Origin of the sequence: Delftia sp. UME58 (genome assembly GCF_014170385.1) — a bacterium.
GTDB lineage: Bacteria > Pseudomonadota > Gammaproteobacteria > Burkholderiales > Burkholderiaceae_C > Comamonas > Comamonas acidovorans.
The window spans coordinates 208,006-226,184 of record NZ_LZZV01000055.1; the positions used below are offsets into that span (position 1 = coordinate 208,006).

10 protein-coding genes and 1 pseudogene are annotated in these 18,179 nt (G+C 69.4%); 1 reads left to right on the forward strand and 10 read right to left on the reverse strand.

Features of this window, described 5'->3' with window-relative positions:
- Positions 1 to 51 precede the first annotated feature (51 nt).
- From A9976_RS16530 to A9976_RS16560, 7 genes and pseudogenes are all read right to left on the reverse strand, one after another.
- Complete coding sequence (locus A9976_RS16530; RefSeq protein ID WP_183019891.1) at positions 52 to 1,119, reverse strand: ABC transporter ATP-binding protein; 1,068 nt, start codon at positions 1,117 to 1,119, stop codon at positions 52 to 54.
- A 66-nt stretch (positions 1,120 to 1,185) separates the two neighbouring features.
- Complete coding sequence (locus A9976_RS16535; protein WP_183019892.1) at positions 1,186 to 2,586, reverse strand: amidase; 1,401 nt, start codon at positions 2,584 to 2,586, stop codon at positions 1,186 to 1,188.
- A 131-nt stretch (positions 2,587 to 2,717) separates the two neighbouring features.
- A pseudogene (locus A9976_RS31755) lies at positions 2,718 to 2,822 on the reverse strand (helix-turn-helix domain-containing protein); the annotation flags it as partial.
- A gap of 191 nt (positions 2,823 to 3,013) precedes the next feature.
- The gene (locus A9976_RS16545; RefSeq protein ID WP_183019893.1) at positions 3,014 to 5,110 is read right to left on the reverse strand and encodes a BCCT family transporter; all 2,097 of its coding nucleotides are present in this window, start codon (positions 5,108 to 5,110) and stop codon (positions 3,014 to 3,016) included.
- 186 nt (positions 5,111 to 5,296) lie between these two features.
- The gene (locus A9976_RS16550; protein ID WP_084027320.1) at positions 5,297 to 5,593 is read right to left on the reverse strand and encodes a hypothetical protein; all 297 of its coding nucleotides are present in this window, start codon (positions 5,591 to 5,593) and stop codon (positions 5,297 to 5,299) included.
- 39 nt (positions 5,594 to 5,632) lie between these two features.
- A complete protein-coding gene (locus tag A9976_RS16555) occupies positions 5,633 to 6,160 on the reverse strand; it encodes a DUF2867 domain-containing protein (RefSeq protein WP_183019894.1) in 528 nt (175 codons plus the stop codon).
- Positions 6,161 to 6,249: 89 nt separating this feature from the next.
- Positions 6,250 to 12,312: an alpha-2-macroglobulin gene (locus A9976_RS16560; protein WP_183019895.1), complete on the reverse strand. Its 6,063-nt coding sequence runs from the start codon at positions 12,310 to 12,312 to the stop codon at positions 6,250 to 6,252.
- Between the two features lie 426 nt (positions 12,313 to 12,738).
- On the opposite strand from A9976_RS16560, the gene A9976_RS16565 reads away from it, so the two are divergent.
- A complete protein-coding gene (locus A9976_RS16565; protein ID WP_183019896.1) occupies positions 12,739 to 14,064 on the forward strand; it encodes a tol-pal system YbgF family protein in 1,326 nt (441 codons plus the stop codon).
- Here the strand turns inward: A9976_RS16565 and A9976_RS16570 are convergent, their stop codons facing one another.
- Genes A9976_RS16570 through argH form a run of 3 tightly spaced genes read right to left on the reverse strand, consistent with a single transcriptional unit; the run spans position 14,065 to position 18,088 of the window.
- On the reverse strand, positions 14,065 to 15,561 hold the full coding sequence (locus A9976_RS16570) for a rhomboid family intramembrane serine protease (RefSeq protein WP_183019897.1): 1,497 nt from the start codon (positions 15,559 to 15,561) through the stop codon (positions 14,065 to 14,067).
- A 21-nt stretch (positions 15,562 to 15,582) separates the two neighbouring features.
- Complete coding sequence (locus A9976_RS16575; protein WP_183019898.1) at positions 15,583 to 16,581, reverse strand: Bug family tripartite tricarboxylate transporter substrate binding protein; 999 nt, start codon at positions 16,579 to 16,581, stop codon at positions 15,583 to 15,585.
- 25 nt (positions 16,582 to 16,606) lie between these two features.
- Entirely contained in the window at positions 16,607 to 18,088 is a 1,482-nt protein-coding gene (gene argH / locus A9976_RS16580) for an argininosuccinate lyase (protein WP_183019899.1), read from the reverse strand.
- Positions 18,089 to 18,179: the final 91 nt, after the last annotated feature.

The window sequence follows — 18,179 nt, forward strand, 5'->3', positions numbered from 1 at the left end:
AACGGCTGAAACGGTGGAACTGCGGAGGAAGATAGGAGCGGTGCCACGGCATCAGGCCATGCAGCGCCGCCCCTTTTCGTCAAAGAAATGCGTGGCCTCGCGCGCCCAGCGCAGGCCCACGAGCTGGCCCGGCTGCAGGCCGCCGAGCTGGCTGCCAGCGGTGCGCACCATCAGTTGTTCGCTGCCCACGCGGCAGCGCAGCACCAGGTCGGCGCCCAGGTATTCGAGGCTTTCGATGTCGGCAGCGACCACGGGGCCGCTGCCGACATCGCCATGGAGCGACAGGCGCATGTCCTCGGGCCTGACGCCCAGCCAGCGCGCCTGGGCCGGCTGCTGCAGGCCGGCGGGCGCGGCGCTGGCATGGCTGCCCGCGATGTGCAGGCCATCGAGGCGCGCGATGTTCATGGCCGGCGTGCCGATGAAGCGCGCGGCAAAGGTGGTGGCGGGCCGGCTGTAGATCTCCTGGGGCGCGGCGCACTGCTCCACGCGCCCCTGGCTGAGCAGCACCACCTGGTCGGCCATGCCCATGGCCTCGGCCTGGTCGTGCGTGACATAGACCACGGTCAGGCCCAGGCGCCGCTGCAGCTGGCGCAGCTCGGTGCGCATTTCCTGGCGCAGCTGGGCGTCGAGGTTGGACAGCGGCTCATCCATCAGGCAGACCCGGGCGCGGGCCACCAGGGCGCGGCCCAGCGCCACGCGCTGCTGCTGGCCGCCCGACAGCTGGCCGGGCCTGCGTGCCAGCAGCGCGTCCAGGCCCAGCAGCGCGGCGGCCTCGTCGATGCGCCGGCACGCCTCGGCCGCCGGGACCTTGCGCACGGACAGGCCGAAGCCGATGTTCTGCGCCACCGTCAGGTGCGGGAACAGCGCGTAGTTCTGGAACACCATGGCAATGCCGCGCCGAGCGGGCGGCAGCTGGGTGACGTCCTGGCCATCGATGCGCACGCGGCCCGAGGTGGCGCTTTCCAGGCCCGCGATGATGCGCAGCGTGGTGGACTTGCCGCAGCCCGAGGGACCGAGCAGCACGCAAAAGGATCCGGGTTCAATGCGCAGATCCAGGGCCTGCAGTGCCGTGGTGCCACCCCAGGACTTGGCGACACCTTCCATCTCGATCAAGGACATCACGCCAGTCTAGGAAGGCTGTGTGACAGGCCCGTGTCGCGCCACCGGACTGGCGGCTCAGGCGGCTCAGGCAGCAGGGTGCCGTCTGTGCCAGTCCGTGGCCTGCTGGAACGCCCAGCCCGCGCGCACCAGCAGGTCTTCGCGGAAGTCGGGGGCCACGAACTGGAAGGCCACGGGCGCGCCCTCAGGCGTGCGTCCGCCGGGCAGCGTGATCGTGGGGCTGCCCGTGAGGTCGAAGGGGCAGGTGTAGCGCAGCATGCCCGAGAACAGCTCGGCATCGGAGCCGAAATGCGCCATGCGTTGCAGCGTGGGGGCCGCAAAGGCCGTGGCGGGGACCAGCAGCAGGTCCACCTGCGCGAAGAGTGCACGCACCCGGCCCGTGAAGTCCGCGCGGCGCAGCAGCAGCCGCTGGTAGTCGGTGGCGGACAGGCCCAGCCCCAGGTCGATCAGCCCGGCGAGCCCGGGGCCATAGGCCTCGCGCCGTGCAGGGAAAGTGGCGCCGTGCGCCACGGCGGTCTCCACCGCGCACAGCGCCGGCCAGTCCTCCACCGCCTGGGTGGCATCGGGAAAGCGGACCTCCTGCACGCTGGCCCCCAGGCGCTGCGCCACCGCCAGGGCCTGCTCCACCGCCTGGCGGGAGGGGGCATCCACGCCGTCCAGTGCCCATTGCCGGTCCATGCCCAGGCGCAGGCCGGAGAATCCGCGCGTCATCATGGCCAGATAGTCGGGCACGCTGCACTGGCTGGCCGTAGGGTCCAGCGGGTCCGCCCCGGCGATGGCCGCGAGCATGGCTGCGGCATCGGCAGCACTGCGCGCCATCGGGCCTATGTGGTCCAGGGACGCGGCCAATTCGAAGGCGCCGTGGCGGCTCACCCTGCCCCAGGTGGGCTTGAGCCCCGTGATGCCGTTGGCGGCCGATGGAAAGCGGATGGAGCCCCCGGTGTCCGTGCCCAGCGATCCGAAGCACAGCCCCGCCGCCGTGGCCACGCCCGAGCCGCTGGACGAGGCCCCGGGCCACAGCTGGGCGCCCCAGGGGTTGACGGGGGCAGTGATCTCGGGATGGTGGTCGGCGAAGGCGCCTTCGGTCTGCTGCAGCTTGCCCAGGATGACGGCGCCGGCCTCGCGCAGCCTGCGCACCACGGTGGCATCTTCCGTGGGGCGATGGTCGCGGTGCAGCGTCATTCCATGCGTGGTGGGGACGCCCCGGGTCCACAGCAGGTCCTTGAGCGCCAGCGGCACGCCGTGCAGCGCACCGCGGTGGCGGCCCTGCGCGATCTCGGCGTCGGCGCGACGCGCGTCCTCCAGCGCCTGCTGCGCCATCACCGTCACGTAGCTGTGCAGCCGCGCATCCACGGCCTCGATGCGCGCCAGCATGTGGCGGGTCACCTCTTCCGAGGAAATGCGGCGGGACTGGATCTCGCGCCCCACCTCCAGCAGTTCGAGATGGTGCAGTTCGCTGTCGTTCATGGCATGTCTCCCGGCGCCCGGCTCCGGGGCGCCACCGTTGTTGCACTGGAAAAGCCGCACGGGACGCACGGCAGCCCCATGCTAGGGAGCCGGCAGCCCCGACGCTTGTTCGTGAGGGACAGCGACCTTGCTCAGGCGGCCAGCAGGCTGCGGGGCGTGCAGCCGAAAGCCTTGCGGAAGGCTCGGCTGAAGTGCGCCGCATCGGAGAACCCATGCGCGAAGGCCGCCTCGGTCACGCTGTCCGCCGGGATGCCGTGGCGGCAGACCACCTCGTGCCAGTAGTCGAAACGATGGCGTGGCTCCTGCGAATGGGTAGAGTATTCGAGCTGCATGGCAGCGCCCAGTATCCGCAGGCGGCCGCCGGCTGGCACCCCGGTCTTTACCCAAAGGCACGGGGTGCCGCGACGGCGGCACTGCGCAGCACGGCTCAGCTGTGGCCCGGAGCCCGGTTCAGCAGATGCGTGCGCTGGTCGGCGCTCAGCGACAGGTAGCGCTCGTAGTGGCGCAGGATGTCGGCGATGACTTCCTCGCTGCGCAGGTACTGGATATCGTGGCCCAGGCGACCGTCCTCGAAGAAGGTGATGGGCTCGTAGACATGGCGCCGCTCCTGCTCGCTGGCCGCCTCGCTCACCAGGAAGGTGGGCACCGTGCGGCGCGTGGCGCGCACGCCGTAGACGAAGTCGCGCAGCGAGGGATCGGGCACGGTCAGGCGCACGGCGCCCTCGCCGTCCAGGTCCTCGGTGACCACGGCCTGCACGCCGCGCCTTTGCATCTCGGCGGCCACCTCGTTCATGGCCGGCAGCACCACGCCGGCCAGGAACCTGCGCACATCGGCGCGCGAGGGCTGGTGCACGATCTGCTCCAGGCGCTTGCGCCAGTGCTGGCCGCTCCAGAAGCTGGTGGCCGGGGCCAGGTCGGGCGAGAAGTGCGCGCGGTCGGCCTGCAGCCCGCGCCACAGCCCGTAGCACAGGGCCAGCATGATGACGGCCACCGGCAGGGCCGCCACCAGGGTCATGGCCTGCAGCGCCTTGAGGCCGCCGGCCAGCATCAGCACCATGGCCGTCACGCCCAGCACGGCAGCCCAGAACAGCCGCTGCCAGACCGGCGAACGCGCATGGCCGCGCGAGGCGATGTTGTCCACCACGAAGGCCCCGGAGTCCGCCGAGGTGACGAAGAACACCGCGATCAGCACGATGGTGAGCCAGGCCACGGGCTTGAACCAGGGCAGGTACTCGAAGAAGCGGAACAGCAGCGCATCCACGTTCGAGGCCGTCTGCCCCAACGCGCCCATGGCCACGTGGGTGTCTATCCAGATGGCGCTGTTGCCGAAGGCCGTCATCCACAGCAGGTTGAAGGCCGTGGGCACCAGCAGCACGCCGGTCACGAACTGGCGGATGGTGCGCCCGCGCGAGATGCGTGCGATGAACATGCCCACGAAGGGCGACCAGGAGATCCACCAGGCCCAGTAGAGGATGGTCCAGCCGCCGAACCAGCCTTCCTGGCTGGGCGGCTCGTAGGCGAAGGTGCGGAACGACAGCTGGACCAGGCCAGACAGGTAGTTGCCGATGTTCTCGCTCAGCGCCTCGAACAGGAAGACCGTGGGCCCGGCCACGATGACGAAGGCCAGCAGGATGAAGGCCAGCACGAGATTGAACTCGCTCAGGCGCCGCACGCCCTTGTCCAGGCCCGAGACGGCCGACAGCCCGGCCAGGCAGACCACGATGACGATGACCGAGATGCGGAACAGCGCCGTGGAGGTGTCCCAGCCCGTCACCGTATGCAGGCCGGCGGCCAGCTGCAGCGCGCCATAGCCCAGCGTGGTGGCGATACCCGCGATGGTGCCCACCAGCGCGAAGGCATCCACGCTGTGACCGATGGGGCCGTTGATGCGCTTGCCCAGCAGCGGATACAGGCCCGAGCGCATGGTCAGCGGCAGGTTGTAGCGAAAGCCGAAGTACGCCAGCACCAGGCCCATGGTCCCGTAGACGGCCCAGGCATGGAAGCCCCAGTGGAAGAAGGTGGACTGCAGCGCCTCGCGCGCGGCAGCCGGCGTGGAAGGCACGGCCGTGGGCGGCTTGAGGAAATGCTGCAGCGGCTCGCCGACACCGAAGTACATCAGGCCGATGCCCATGCCGGCGGCGAACAGCATGGCGGTCCAGGAGATGAAGCTGAACTCGGGCTCCGCATCATCGGGACCCAGGCGGATATCACCGAAACGGCTGGACGCGACGAAGATCAGAAAGACCAGGAACAGCGTGACCGAGACGGCATAGAACCAGTCCATGTGCCCCACCACCCAGGCCTGGGCGCTGGAGAACAGCCGGTCGGCGCTGTCGGGCATGAGGCCGCAGTACAGCAGCAGCAGGCCCAGCACCAGCAGGGAAGGAATGACGACGGGGCCGGAGAACGTGATGCGCGGTGCAGGCTCGGCTGGCGATGGTGTGGCCGTTTGCGGCGCATCCGGTGGCGCAGCCGCCGGTGGCGCGGGTGGCGCCGGTCGGGGATCGGTGGTCGTGTCTGGCATATACCCTCTCTCTTGTGATCAATGGTGTGCCCGGGAACCGATTCGCAATGGTGGCGGCCCTGCCCTTGTGGGGTGGGCCGCGTTCCCTGCTCGGGGGATGTCCGCCGGGCAAAGGCCGCAAGTATGCAAGGGCGGCGTGGAAGCAGGCGTCGGACGCCAACGCCAAAGGCTTCCGATTTGCTGACTTCAGGGCCGACGCCCCAGCACGCTGCTCCAGCGCGCCAGCGCAGCCAGTACGGCGGGCCAGAACACGGTATTGGCAATGTCGTGCAGGCTGGCGCCCCAGCGCCAATACCCCAGGCTCGCGATATCGTCGCGCATGTCCAGCAGCTCGCCCGTCATGGCCACCGCCAGGGCCGCCAGGAGGGGCGTCCAGCTGCCCAGGGGTCTGCGCAGCACGGCGCAGGCGGCCAGCGCCACCGTCAGGCCCACGTAGATATGCAAGGCGTCCTTGGACAGCCCCGAGGCACCCACGACGGCCATTTTGATGGCCTGGACAGCCGACGGCTCCATCCGCAGCTTTCAGCCGGCCAGCCTGGCCACCACGGCCGGGGCGATGACGCGGTGCGCCGGCGTCACGCCCAGCATGTAGATGCGGCCCAAGGCATTGTGCACATGGACCACGGTGGACATGGCGGCGGTGAAGGTGCCGGACGGCGCGCCCTCGGGGCCGGGCAGCCGCATGAGGGAGACCTGCACGTCCAGGTGCCGGTCGCTGTCGCCCAGCACCACTTCGCTGTCGCTCAGGGCATGGACACGGAAGATGCCGGCGCGGTCGCCCACGCGGTAGCTCGATGGCTGGCGCTGCGCATCGACGCCGCTGAGCGTGCCCAGGTCCTTGATGCCGAAGGGCGCCACCACGCGGTTGCGCAGGCGCATCAGAAAGTCGATCCAGCCCGGCGTGCGGCCCACGCAGCGCAGGTACAGCGCCATGGGACTGCTGCCGTCGTCCGGCAATTGCAGCTGGTAGCTGTCGTGGAAATAGGCGGTCTTGAGGCGGTCCTGCAGGGCGCTGCCCGCGGGAACCGGAGAGAGAATGACTTGTGCCATGGAGCGGAGGGTGATGAAAAAAGGGGGCGGTCCTGCAGCCATCATAGGCCGCAGGGCCGCCCCCTTGTCAGGGCGCCATCAACGCTGCATCAGCGCTTGTCGCTCACCTTGATGCGGGCGTTGGGAACCTCGCCGAACATCTCGGGCGCATACAGCGCCTCCACCCGCGTGGGCGGCAGCGCGAAGTCGCCGGCATTGTTCAGCCGCACGGTGTACTCCACGCGCGTATTGCCCTTGGGCAGGTACTGGTAGTAGGCGCGGTAGGCCTCGAAGCTGCGCTCTTCATAGGCCAGCCAGCCCGAGCCTTCGGCGCGCTCGCCGCCCGAGGCGATCTCCGAGTCGCGCCCCAGACCACCGCCCAGGATGGTGGCGCCCGTGGGCACGGGGTCGGTGATGGCCACCCAGGTCATGTCGGTGCGGGCCTGTACCTCCAGCGTGACGCGCAGCACGTCGCCGCGCGAGTACTGGCCTGCGGGCAGGCTCTTGTCGGCCTGCTCCACGGGCTTGACCGTGCGCGTGACGGTGTAGCCGGCACTGAACGGCGCCTTCAGCTGCACGGCCGCCACCGACTGCAGCGTGAGCCAGGGCTTGCCGGTGCCCTGCTGGGTCACCGTCAGCTGGCCCTTGCGGGCATCACCCACCGCGCTCCAGGGCAGGAACATGGTGTTGTTGCGCAGGCCGCCGACCACCGTGGTCGCGCCGAAGCTGGACGCCTGGTGGGCCGCGCCCTCGGTGTCGCTGGCGCGCATGCGCGTGACCTGGCTCCACTCCACGCGGGCCTGGGACGCGCCCAAAGCCGCCTGGGTGGCGCCCGTCACGGGCGTGGCCTCGAACTGCTGCGAGAAGCGCTGCAGTGCCAGCGCGCCCCACAGGTTGGCCGTGGTCGTGCCCCAGGCGCCGTTGCTCTGGCGCGAGATGAAGCCGTTGGCCAGGCGCGGCAGCTCTTCCTTCCACGTCGGGTCGTCCATGTTGACCAGCATCAGGCGGGCCAGGTTGACCTCGGGGCCCTGCATCAGCCACCACCACTGGTCGTCCTGCTCGTTGCTGAAGGCCACGCGCGTGCCCTGGTAGCTCAGGCGGGCGCGCAGGATCTGCTGGGCCTGGGCCAGCTGCTGTTCGCGCTGGGGCAGCTCGCGCATGTGCTTGAGCAGGGCCACCCAGTCGATGACGGCATGCGTGGGCCAGTCGTTGGGCGCGATGGTGATGCTGTCGAGCATGCGCGGATTGGCGCGGCCCGCCAGCGCCAGCGCCTGGATGGCGGCCAGCTTGCGCATGTCCAGATCCTTGCGCGGGCTCCAGAAGCTGCGCTGGATGCGGCCTTCGACGAAGGCGATCAGGCCGTTTTCCATGCGCTCGCGCTCGGCCGCCGGCAGCACGAAGCGCTTGTCCACGCCCTGCGCCAGTGCCGAGAGGTTGAGCAGGTGGGCCGTCAGCGTATCGCTGCCGCGGGCCGCACGGCCCGAACCGTCGCCTGCCAGCGGGAAGTAGCTGGCCAGGCCGTCGCTGTCCAGGTAGCTGGGCAGTTGGCCCATGGTGGACTGCCACAGCGTGGCGTCGCTCATGCCCACGGCCTTGCTGGTGACCTGCTCCAGGCAGCTGTAGGGATAGCGCGCCCACCAGTCGCGCACGCCCGGCAGGCCTTCGGCCAGCTTGGGCGCCAGCGACATGCGCAGGCCGCCGCGGCCGGCCAGCGCATCGGCCGGCAGTTGCACGGGCAGGTTGATGCTGCCATCGACCTGCATCAGCGTGCCCTGCTGCACCGTGAGCGGCACGGCCGGGATGATGCGCTGGCTGACCTTCAGCCTGTCGCTGGCCGGCTTGTCACCGCCTGCGGTGTCGCGGGCCTCGATCTCCCAGATCAGCGCCTCTGCGCGCGTCTGGCCCAGCTGGGCCGGCGCCGTGACGTTCCAGGCCACCTCGCGCGCCTCGCCCGCGGGAATCTCCACGGTCTGCGCTGCCAGCTCCAGCAGCGTGGCACGCGGTGTGACCTGCACCTTCATGGCCTTGGCCGAGGTGTTGCGCAGCGTGACCATGGCACGGAACTGGTCCTCCTCGCGCACCAGCGGCGGCAGGCCGCTGATGATCTGCAGGTCCTGGGCCGTGCGGATGGGCGCCTGGCCCGTGCCGAACAGCGCCACGCCATGGTCGGCCACCGCCACCACCTGGAAGGTGGTCAGCGAGTCGTTGAGCGGCACGCTGACCTGGGCCTTGCCCTGGGCATCGAGCACCACGCTCGGATTCCACAGCAGCAGCGTCTCGAACAGCTCGCGCGTCTGGCTGCGGCCACCGCCGCCGCCAGCGGCCACGGCCTTGCGGCCGTAGTGGCGCCTGCCGATCACCTCCATCTGCGCGGTCGATGTCTGCACGCCCCACTCGCGGCGGCGCAGCATGGCGTCGGCCAGCTGCCAGCTGGTATTGGGCATGAGCTCCAGCAGGGCCTGGTCCACGACCGCCAGCGCCACCTCGGCGCCAGCGGCGGGCTTGCCGTCGGGCAGCGTGGCGCTGATGGTGAGCTTGGCGGTGCCGCGCACCTGGTAGCTGGCCTGGTCGGCCGTGACCTTGACGTCGATGCGATGGGCCTTGGTGCCCACGCGGATCTCGGCCATGCCCAGGCGGTAGGCGGGCTTGGACAGGTCGACCAGGGCCGTGGGCGCGATGTACTCCTTGCCCTCGTGCCAGAAGGCGTTCCACCACTCGCGCGGCGCCTTGAAGCCCCAGGTGAAGAAGCTGTACCAGGGCACCTCGCGCAGTCGCCCGCGCAGGGCCAGCACGCTCACGTAGACGTTGGGGCCCCAGTCGGGCTGGACCTTCAGCTCCACGGTAGGGTTCTGGCCATTGAGCTGCATGACCTGGGTGCTGACGATGCCTTCGCGCTCCACGGCGACCAGGGCCGTCGCATAGCGGAAGGGCATGCGCACCTGGAAGCGCGCGGTCTCGCCAGGCTCGTAGCTGCGCTTTTCGGGCAGCACGTCCATGCGGTCATGGTCCTCGCCGCCGAACCACAGTTCGCCCTGGCGCGTGACCCAGACGCTGGAGGCGGCCTGGGCGGGCCGGCCATCCTTGTCGGAGGCGGTGACGATCAGCTCCACCTCGCCGGGCTGCGACAGCTGGGCTTCGCACTGCACCATGCCCTGGGCATCGCTGTTGCCCGTGCATACCGTGCCCATGGACTTGAGCGTGGTCTGGTTGTCGTAGCTGTAAAAGCCCCCCACCAGGCGCTTGCGGCTGCTGGTGGTGACGCGGGAGATGGCCTCGACCTTGACCGGCACGCCGGCCTGGGGCTTGCCGTCCACGCCCAGGGCCAGCGCCTGGAACTGCAGCTTGCGGCCCGTGGTGATCCAGCTTTCGGCGCGCACGCCGGCCACGATGGCCGCGGGCCACAGCATCTGCGTGCTGCGCAGGGTCTGCACCTCGCCGTTGGGATCGGCATAGGTGGCCTCGATCAGCAGCTCGCGCGGCTCGCGCAGCTTGGGCAGGTTCTCGATCTTGAGCTTGCCCAGTCCTTCACGGTCCAGCGTCACGGGCAGCTTGTCGGCCACCACCTTGCTGTCCTGGGAGGCCGTGGCCTCCTCGTCATCGCTCTGGCCCGTGTCCTGGGCGCTGCGCGGTGCCGAGAAGCTGAAGCCCTGCCAGTCGCTGCGGTCCATCCAGGTGGAACGCACCAGGGCGGACACGCGCACCGGCAGGTTGGCGGCCGGGCCGCCGGAGACGTAGTTCACCTGCACCTGCACCGGCAGGCTGGAGACGCCGACCAGGGCCTGCTTGCCTTCGGGGCCCACACGGCCTTCGAGCACGGGCAGGCGGAATTCCTCGACACGGAAGCTGCCCGTGCCGAAGCGGTTGTTGCGCCCGCGCGAGCCGTTGCCATCGCCGCGCAGCTCCACGGAATACGAACCGAGCTTGGCGCCCTTGGGCACGGAGAAGCTGTTTTCCGCGCTCAGGCCGCCGGTGCCCGTGGAACGCCACTGCAGCGGCTGCGTGTACTGCTGGCCGCTGCCTTCATGGGTGATGACCAGTTGCGTGGGCCGCTGCTCGGGCAGCGCAAAGCCGCCCTGCCCCTGGCCGATGCCGGTCTGGGTGCGCATCAGGTGCTTCATGGACACGGTCTCGCCGGCGCGCAGCAGCGTGCGGTCGAAGATGGTGTGGGCCACCTCGTCGCGCTGGGCGCTGCGGCTGGTGGGCACGTTGAAGCGCCAGGACTCGATGCCGCGCTGCCAGTCGCTCCAGGTGAAGGCCAGCTCCTGCTGGCCGTCCTTGCCCTGGGCGCGTGCGCTGACGAAGTAGGCAGGCGAGCGGTAGCCGACACCGCCCGTGCACTGGGGCGGCTCGGGCGACAGGCCGTCCAGGCGCGCCACGCCACTGGCGTCGGTGGTGGCCGAGGTCAGCACCTTGCCATTGCAGTCGGAGACCTGGATCTTGGCATTGGCCACGGCCTGGCCCTTGTCCAGCGTGGTCACCCAGGCGGCCGCGTTCTCGCGCCCGAGCTTGAAGTGCACGGACAGGTTGGTCACCAGGGCCGAGGTGCGCACATACATGCTGCGCGCCGAGCCGTAGCGCTCATCGAGCAGCGACTGGCCCAGCAGCGGCGAGGCGATCTCGACCACGTGAAAGCCCGGCGTGAGCGGGATGCCCACCACCTCGAAGGGGCGCGGATCGCCCTTGACGGGCTTGGGCAGCTCCAGCGTCTTGACGTCGCCCTGGCCGGCCAGCAGCGACAGCATGCGCGTCTGCACATAGTCGCGGTTTTCGTTGTCGATCACGGGCGGCAGCGGGCCCTTGATGTCGCGAGAGGCGCGCTTGCGGTCCATGTCGGAGGACTCGTAGTCGGCCACGCGGCGCATCCAGGCGATGATCTCGGCATCGCTGCCGGGCTGCTTGGTGCTCACGCGGCTGGCGTCCAGGGACCTGGTGGCCAGCTCGGACTCCACATTGCGCAGCGTCACGGGCAGCAGGGCCGGGCCGTCCGGGCCTTCGGCATAGCGCTCGACGATGCCGAAGGGCGAGGCCGCGAACTTGGCCAGCGGCGGCAGCGCGCCCGTGGCCACCTGCAGCGGGAACATGTCGCCATTGCTCAGGCTGCGGCCTGCCGCGTCCTTGAACTGCGGCGGCAGCTCCACCGTGTAGCGCGCCTGGGCCTGCATGGTGGGCGGGAAGCTCAGGTTCTGCACCAGCGAATCCTCGCCGAGCTTTTCGCCGTATTCGCCGTCGATCACGGGCGCCACCTTGGAGGCGCCGCTGCTCAGGCGAATGCCCTCGGCCAGCTTGCGCGGCACGGGGGCATTGAAGCTCAGGCGCATGGGGCGGATCGGCAGGCAGGCGGCCTGGGCGTTCTCGCGCTCGCAACTGAACTCGGCCGCGAAGGGCTCGCGCACGCGGTACTCGAAGCGCTTGTCCTGGCGGCTGGCCACGCCGTTGGGCGTGGCAATGCCGGCACCGAAGACCAGCTTCATGGTCGTGCCCGCCGTCAGCCGGCGGTTGCAGCCCAGCGTGGCGTACTGCAGCGGGTTCTTGGCGGCGGCCTTGTCCCAGCCGCGGTGCTTGAGCAGCTCGTCGCGCTCCTTGCCCTCGATCAGGCGCACGGGAATGCGCTCTCCCACGCCTTCGGCCGTGCACCACATGTGCTGCTGCAGGCTTTGCACGGTGGCCGGGCCCGACAGGCGCAGCGCGAAGTACTGCTCCTCGTCGATCTGTTCATAGGTGTCGGGCGCCATGTCCAGCACGGCCGGGCCGCCGGTCTGGAACTGGTAGCTGGCAGCGCCCGTCACGGCCGTGCCCGCAGGCGACTTGTAGCCGGCCACCAACTGGGCCGTGCAGCGCACGCCGGGCGGCAGGGCCTGCTTGAAGTCGAACACCCATTCGCGGTCGCTATTCCAGCGGCCCGTGCCCTGGGTGGCCGCCGCATCGCTGCAGCTGAGCGTGACCGGCGCGGCCGCCTTGGGGTCGCCAAAGCGCACGGCCGTGCCATCGAACTGCACCACCACCTGCTCGACCTTGGCCACCTCGCCCTGCGGGCTGAACTGGCGCACGCCCACGGCCTGCGCCGTCAGCGCCACCGATCCCAGCAGCAGCCCCAACCCCCACCGGCCCCAGGGCCGGCTGTGCGCCGGAGCCCCCTGCAACCCACTGATCGCTTTCGTGCGAAGCACCCCCATGGCAATCCCTTCTGTCGGACTCAGATGGCCCGCTGTTTTCTTGGAATGAGCAGGCTTTCAGCACTGCGATGCGAGCTGCCCGCATGACACGCTGCAAATGCAAATGAAAAACCCTGCGCTGCAGGCAGGGCTCGGCGGCAAGGGCTGGAACAAGGCGCTGGCCTGTCGCCCGCATGCACCGAATGCAGGGCCGCATCCGCTGCGGCTGAAAACCACTGCGCAGGATGATACCGGCCCGCATCCGCTGCAGGCCCTGCTGCGGGTGCCCGGAACCGGGTCTGCGGTGTATCCATCTGTAAGACATCGGCGCATCAACACGTCATATCCGTGCGATCACAGGGCTCACCTCCCACCACAGGCCCCGTCAGACTACATACAGCGTGCTACCTATACTGCGCGGATACAACACAGGGAGAGAGTCCGTCCATGAAGCCGAACCACGTTGCCGTGCCTCAGCCGTTCTGGCACCGGATCAACCAGTTCTTCGCCTTTCCGTTCCAGTCACAGCCGCTGGGCTATGCGCTGCTGCTGTCGCTGGGCAGCCTGCTGTTCAAGGCGCTGTTCTTCCTGCCCGCACCCCTGGCCATCGGGCTGGTGCAGATCGGTATCCTGCTGGCCGCCAGCCGCTATGGTTTCAAGGTGGCAGCGCTGGGTTCGCAGGGCATATCGCGCGCTGCGGACTATCCTCGCCACCTGGACCCGGACTGGACCCATCTGCCCTGGAAACTGTTCGCCATTTTGGTGGTGCACGGCATCATCGTCGGATGGTGTGCGCGGGTGAGCCTGGGCATGGCGCAGCTGGCCCTGCTGCTGCTGTCCTTTTTGCTGCCGGCCAGCATCATCGTGCTGGTGCAGACGACGGGCTTTTTCTCCGCACTCAATCCGCTGCTGATCCTGGACACGGTGCGCATCATCGGCAAGCCCTATGCGCTGCTGTGCTTTTTTCTGTTCCTGTTGAGCAGCGGTGCGCAGATCGCCATGTCACTGCTGCTGCCGGTGTTCAGCGGGCTGATCCTGCTGCCGCTGTTCAACTTCGCCATGATCTATTTCGGCTGGGTCATGGCCAGCCTGCTGGGCTATGTGATGTACCAGCACCATGAGGCTCTGGGCATCGACGCCGTGCCCCAGGCAGACAGCGGGCCCGACGGGGCGCCTGCGCGCACGCCCGAACAGATCGCCCGCCAGCAGCTGGACGAGGACGTGGCCGAGCACGTGGCCGCTGGCGACCTGGCCGCCGCGCTGGGCCTGGCCTACGAGGACCAGCGCACCCACCCCGACGACACGCATGCCCAGCGCCGCTACCACCGCTTGCTGCTGCTGTCGGACAAGACGGCCACGCTGCTGGACCACGGCCGGCGCTTCATCGCCCTGCTGCTGCGCCAGGGCCAGACCACCGAGGCGCTCAAGGTGTTCCAGGCCTGCCGCGCCAAGGAAGCGAGCTTTGCGCTGGACGATGCCGACCAGACACTGGCCCTGGCGCGCAGCACCTGGCGCGCGGGGGATGCACAGGCGACGCTGACCCTGATCTCGGGCTTCGACAAACGCTTCAAGGGCCATGCCGCCGTGCCCCATGCCTATGAACTGGCGGCGCGCCTGATGCTGCAGGGCTTCGGGCGCCGGGACATGGCCCAGGGCATCCTGGCCACGCTGCAGGCGCGCCATCCCGACAGCGAGGCCACGCAGGAGGTGCGGTGGCTGCTGCGTGACCCGGAACCGGAACAGGGACCGGACCCGCGCCTGGCCCCGCACTGATCACGCCGTGGCCTGGGACCGGGCCTGCCGGTCGAGCAACAGCCGGGTCACGGCCTCATCGGGCGCCCAGCGCTGCAGTTGTGGCAGCCAGGCGCGGGCGCGCTGTGCCAGCCCCTGCTGCAGCAGGCCGTTGACCAGCAGGCACAGCGTCTCGCCCAGGCCCGGCTGGCCGGGTGCTGCCTGCAGCAGCGCGTGGCACAGCTTCTCGGCATCGTCGAACGCACGGGCACGCGTGAAGCGGCGCACCAGCCTGGCCATGTCCTCGGGCGCGATCCTGGCGCCTGGGCGGGCCAGGTCCAGGTAGATGCGGTAGCTGGCGTGCTGCCAGGCCAGGGTGGCGGTATCACGGGCCGGCAGCCTGAAGATGCGCCGGGCCGCACGGTGGAAGTCCTCGCTGGCAGGCACATAGCGGGCTGCGGCAAACCAGGCGCGCAGCACCTCGGTGTCGGCAGGCCGCAGCTGGGCTGCGGCGCGCCAGGCGCGCAGGGCGCCCTCCATGTCCAGCGCCTGGCCCAGGCGTCGCGCGTTGGCGACATGTGCGTCGAAGCCATCGTCCGGCGCCGAATGGCGGCCCGCCAACGCCGCCCGTGGCTTGCGGCGCAGATGCAGGGCCATCAGGGCTGCGCCTGTGAGCAGGCCGCCCAGGTGGGCCATGTAGTCCACGCCCCGACCGCTGAAGAAGTGCTGCAGCACTTCATTCGCAATCCAGGCCGGCAACAGGATTAGGGCCGGTGCCGTGACGTAGTTGAAGTAGAAGAACAACTGGTAGAAAAAGCGGATGCGCCGCAGCCGGTACATGACGGCGTACATGCCCATCAGCGCTGCGACCGCGCCCGAAGCGCCCAGCCCGTGAGCATAGACGCCCGCACCCCCATGGACCCAGGAGGACAGCAGCGAAGCCCCGACAGCCCCCAGCAGATAGAACAGCAGATAGGTGGCCCGCCCCAGTGCCAGCTCCACCGAAAAGCCGAACATGAAGAGAAACAGCATATTGCCGACCAGATGGCCCGTGCTGGCATGCAGGAAGGCCGACGTGATCCAGGTCACCGGGCGCAGCGGCGCGTCCTCGCCATAGTCCTGCGCCCAGCGCGTGGTGAAGGGCGGCGGCTGCAAGGCCTCGTAGCGGCTGCGGTCCGTCTGCCACTGCCCGTGCAGAGGATCGCTGGCCACAACGATCTGGCCGCTGCGCAGCAGCGCCAGGAAGGCGGGCTCCTGCTCCATGCGCTGCAGCAGCGGCTCGACCAGGCCCTTTTTCTGCAGCACCTTCGCCTGCTTGGCAATGGGCGAATCCGTGCGCTCCAGCCAGTCCACGAAGCGCGGCAACTCGATGCCCGGCAGCGCGCTGGCGGCATAGAACTGCGCCGCCGCCTGCTGGGCGCGCTCCTCGGAACGCTGCGGCCCGAAGAACACCAGCACGTTCACGAGGATGATCAGCAGCGTCATCCACGGCGGATTGCTCCAGCGGGGCCGGTCCTCCAGCGGAATCGCGTAGAACATGCGGGACCGCTGGACGCGCGCTTACTGAGGCTGGAAGCCGCTGGTCCGGATGATGCGTTTCCAGACCTGGGTATAGGCCTGCTCGCGCTCGGCCAACTGTGCGGGCGGCATATGGCCCACGGTCAGGCCCAGGGCGGTGAGCTGCTCGTGCACATCGGGCTGCTTGAGCACGGCGGCCACGGCGGCGGAGAAGCGGTCGACGAAGGCCTGGGGCGTGCCGCGCGGCGCGTAGATGCCGTAGTAGGGCGTGTCCTCGAAGCCCTTGACACCCTGCTCGGCCAGCGTGGGCACTTCGGGCATGGTGGCCTGGCGGCGCGTGCCCAGCACGCCGATCACGCGCAGCTTGCCGGCCTTGTGGTTTTCCATCAGGTCCTGCACCGAGGCGATGCCGGCAGGAATCTGGTTGCCCAGCATGTCGGCCAGCATGGGCGCGCTGCCCCGGTAGGGCGCGGCCACCAGGTCCAGCTTGTAGTGCTCGGCCAGCAGCCTGACCAGGAATTCCGGCGTGGAGGCCGGCGCGGGAATGCCGATGCTGCCGCGCTTTGCGCCCTGGCGCACCCACTCCACATACTCGGCGAGGTTGTGCGCCGGCGTGTTGGCGGAGACCGCCAGCGCGTTCACGAAGGTGGCAAAGCCGGCCACGGGAACGAAGTCATGGGCAGGGTCGAAACCCGGCTTCTTCACCACCTGGGGCAGGATGGAGATGGTGTGGTCGTGCGTGAGGAACAGCGTGTGGCCGTCGGCCGCAGCCGCCTTGAGCTGCTGCGCCGCGATCTGCCCGCCCGCGCCAGGGCGGTTGTCCACCAGCACCGTGGTGCCCAGCACGTCCTTGAGCCGGTCGGCCAGCAGGCGCGCGATGGCATCCGTGCCGCCGCCCGGCGGAAAGCCCACCAGGATGCGTATGGCCTGCCCGGGCTGTGCCCAGGCCAGCGGAGCCAGGGCCGACGAGGCGGCAACGGCTGTCACTGCGCCGGCAGCGCGCAGCGCCCCGGTCAGCAGTTGGCGGCGGGAGGATGTCATGGCGTGGCTCCGGCGAACGGGGGGATCAGCCCAGGCGTGCGTTCAGGCGTGCATTCAAGCGCGCCTGGTGGCCAGCGAGCTGCTTGCGCACCTGGGCCGGCGCCGTGCCGCCCAGTGTGTTGCGCGCATTGAGCGAGCCTTCCAGGCTGAGCGCTTCGAAGACATCGGCCTCGATGCCGGGGTTGAAGGCCTGCAGTTCGGCCAGTGGCAGCTCGGTCAGGTCCACGCCCTTTTGCGAGGCCAGCTTGACGGCATGGGCCACGGTCTCGTGCGCATCGCGGAAGGGCAGGCCCTTCTTGACCAGGTAGTCGGCCAGGTCGGTGGCCGTGGCGTAGCCCTTGAGCGCGGCGGCGCGCATGGCTTCGGCGTTGACGGTGATGCCGCCCTTCTTGCCGCCCGTGGCCGGGTCGGCCTGGCCGCCGATCATCTCGGCGAAGATGCGCAGCGTGTCCTTCAGGGTGTCCACCGTGTCGAACAGCGGCTCCTTGTCTTCCTGGTTGTCCTTGTTGTAGGCCAGGGGCTGGCCCTTCATCAGGGTGATCAGGCCCATCAGGTGGCCGACCACGCGGCCGGTCTTGCCGCGTGCCAGCTCGGGCACGTCGGGGTTCTTCTTCTGCGGCATGATCGACGAGCCCGTGGTGAAGCGGTCGGCGATGCGGATGAAGCCGAAGTTCTGGCTCATCCAGATGATCAGCTCTTCCGACAGGCGGCTCACGTGCACCATGCACAGGCTGGCGGCCGAGGTGAATTCGATGGCGAAGTCGCGGTCGCTGACGCCGTCCAGCGAGTTCTGGCAGACGCCTTCCATGCCCAGGGTGCGGGCCACGCGCTCGCGGTCCAGCGGGTAGGTGGTGCCGGCCAGGGCGGCGCTGCCCAGCGGCAGCACGTTGACGCGGCGGCGCAGGTCCAGCATGCGCTCGGCGTCGCGCTTGAACATTTCCACATAGGCCAGCAGATGGTGGGCGAAGCTCACGGGCTGGGCCACCTGCAGGTGGGTGAAGCCGGGCAGGATCACGTCCACGTTCTTCTCGGCCACTTCGACCAGGGACAGCTGCAGCTCGCCCAGCAGGCCCTCGATGAGGTCGATCTCGCCGCGCAGCCACAGGCGCACGTCGGTGGCCACCTGGTCATTGCGGCTGCGGCCTGTGTGCAGGCGCTTGCCGGCGTCGCCGACCAGCTGGGTCAGGCGGGCCTCGATGTTCAGGTGCACGTCTTCCAGGTCGAGCTTCCACTCGAACTGGCCGGACTCGATCTCCTGCGTGATCTGCGCCATGCCCTTGCGGATGGACTCGTGGTCGGCGGCGGCGATGATGCCCTTGGCCGCCAGCATCTCGGCATGCGCCAGGCTGCCCGTGATGTCGGCCTGCCACAGGCGCTTGTCGAAGAACACGCTGGAGGTATAGCGCTTGACCAGATCGCTCATCGGCTCCTCAAAGAGGGCGGACCAGGCCTGGGCCTTGGTGTCGAGCTGGTTGTGCGAGGCGGACGTTGGTTGATTGGCAGACATGTGAGGGCGACGGGCGTCGAAAAACCGCGGACGGCAACGCGGCCGCGCAAAGCAGGAAACCTGGATTCTATCGGTCCGCACCAGGCCGACG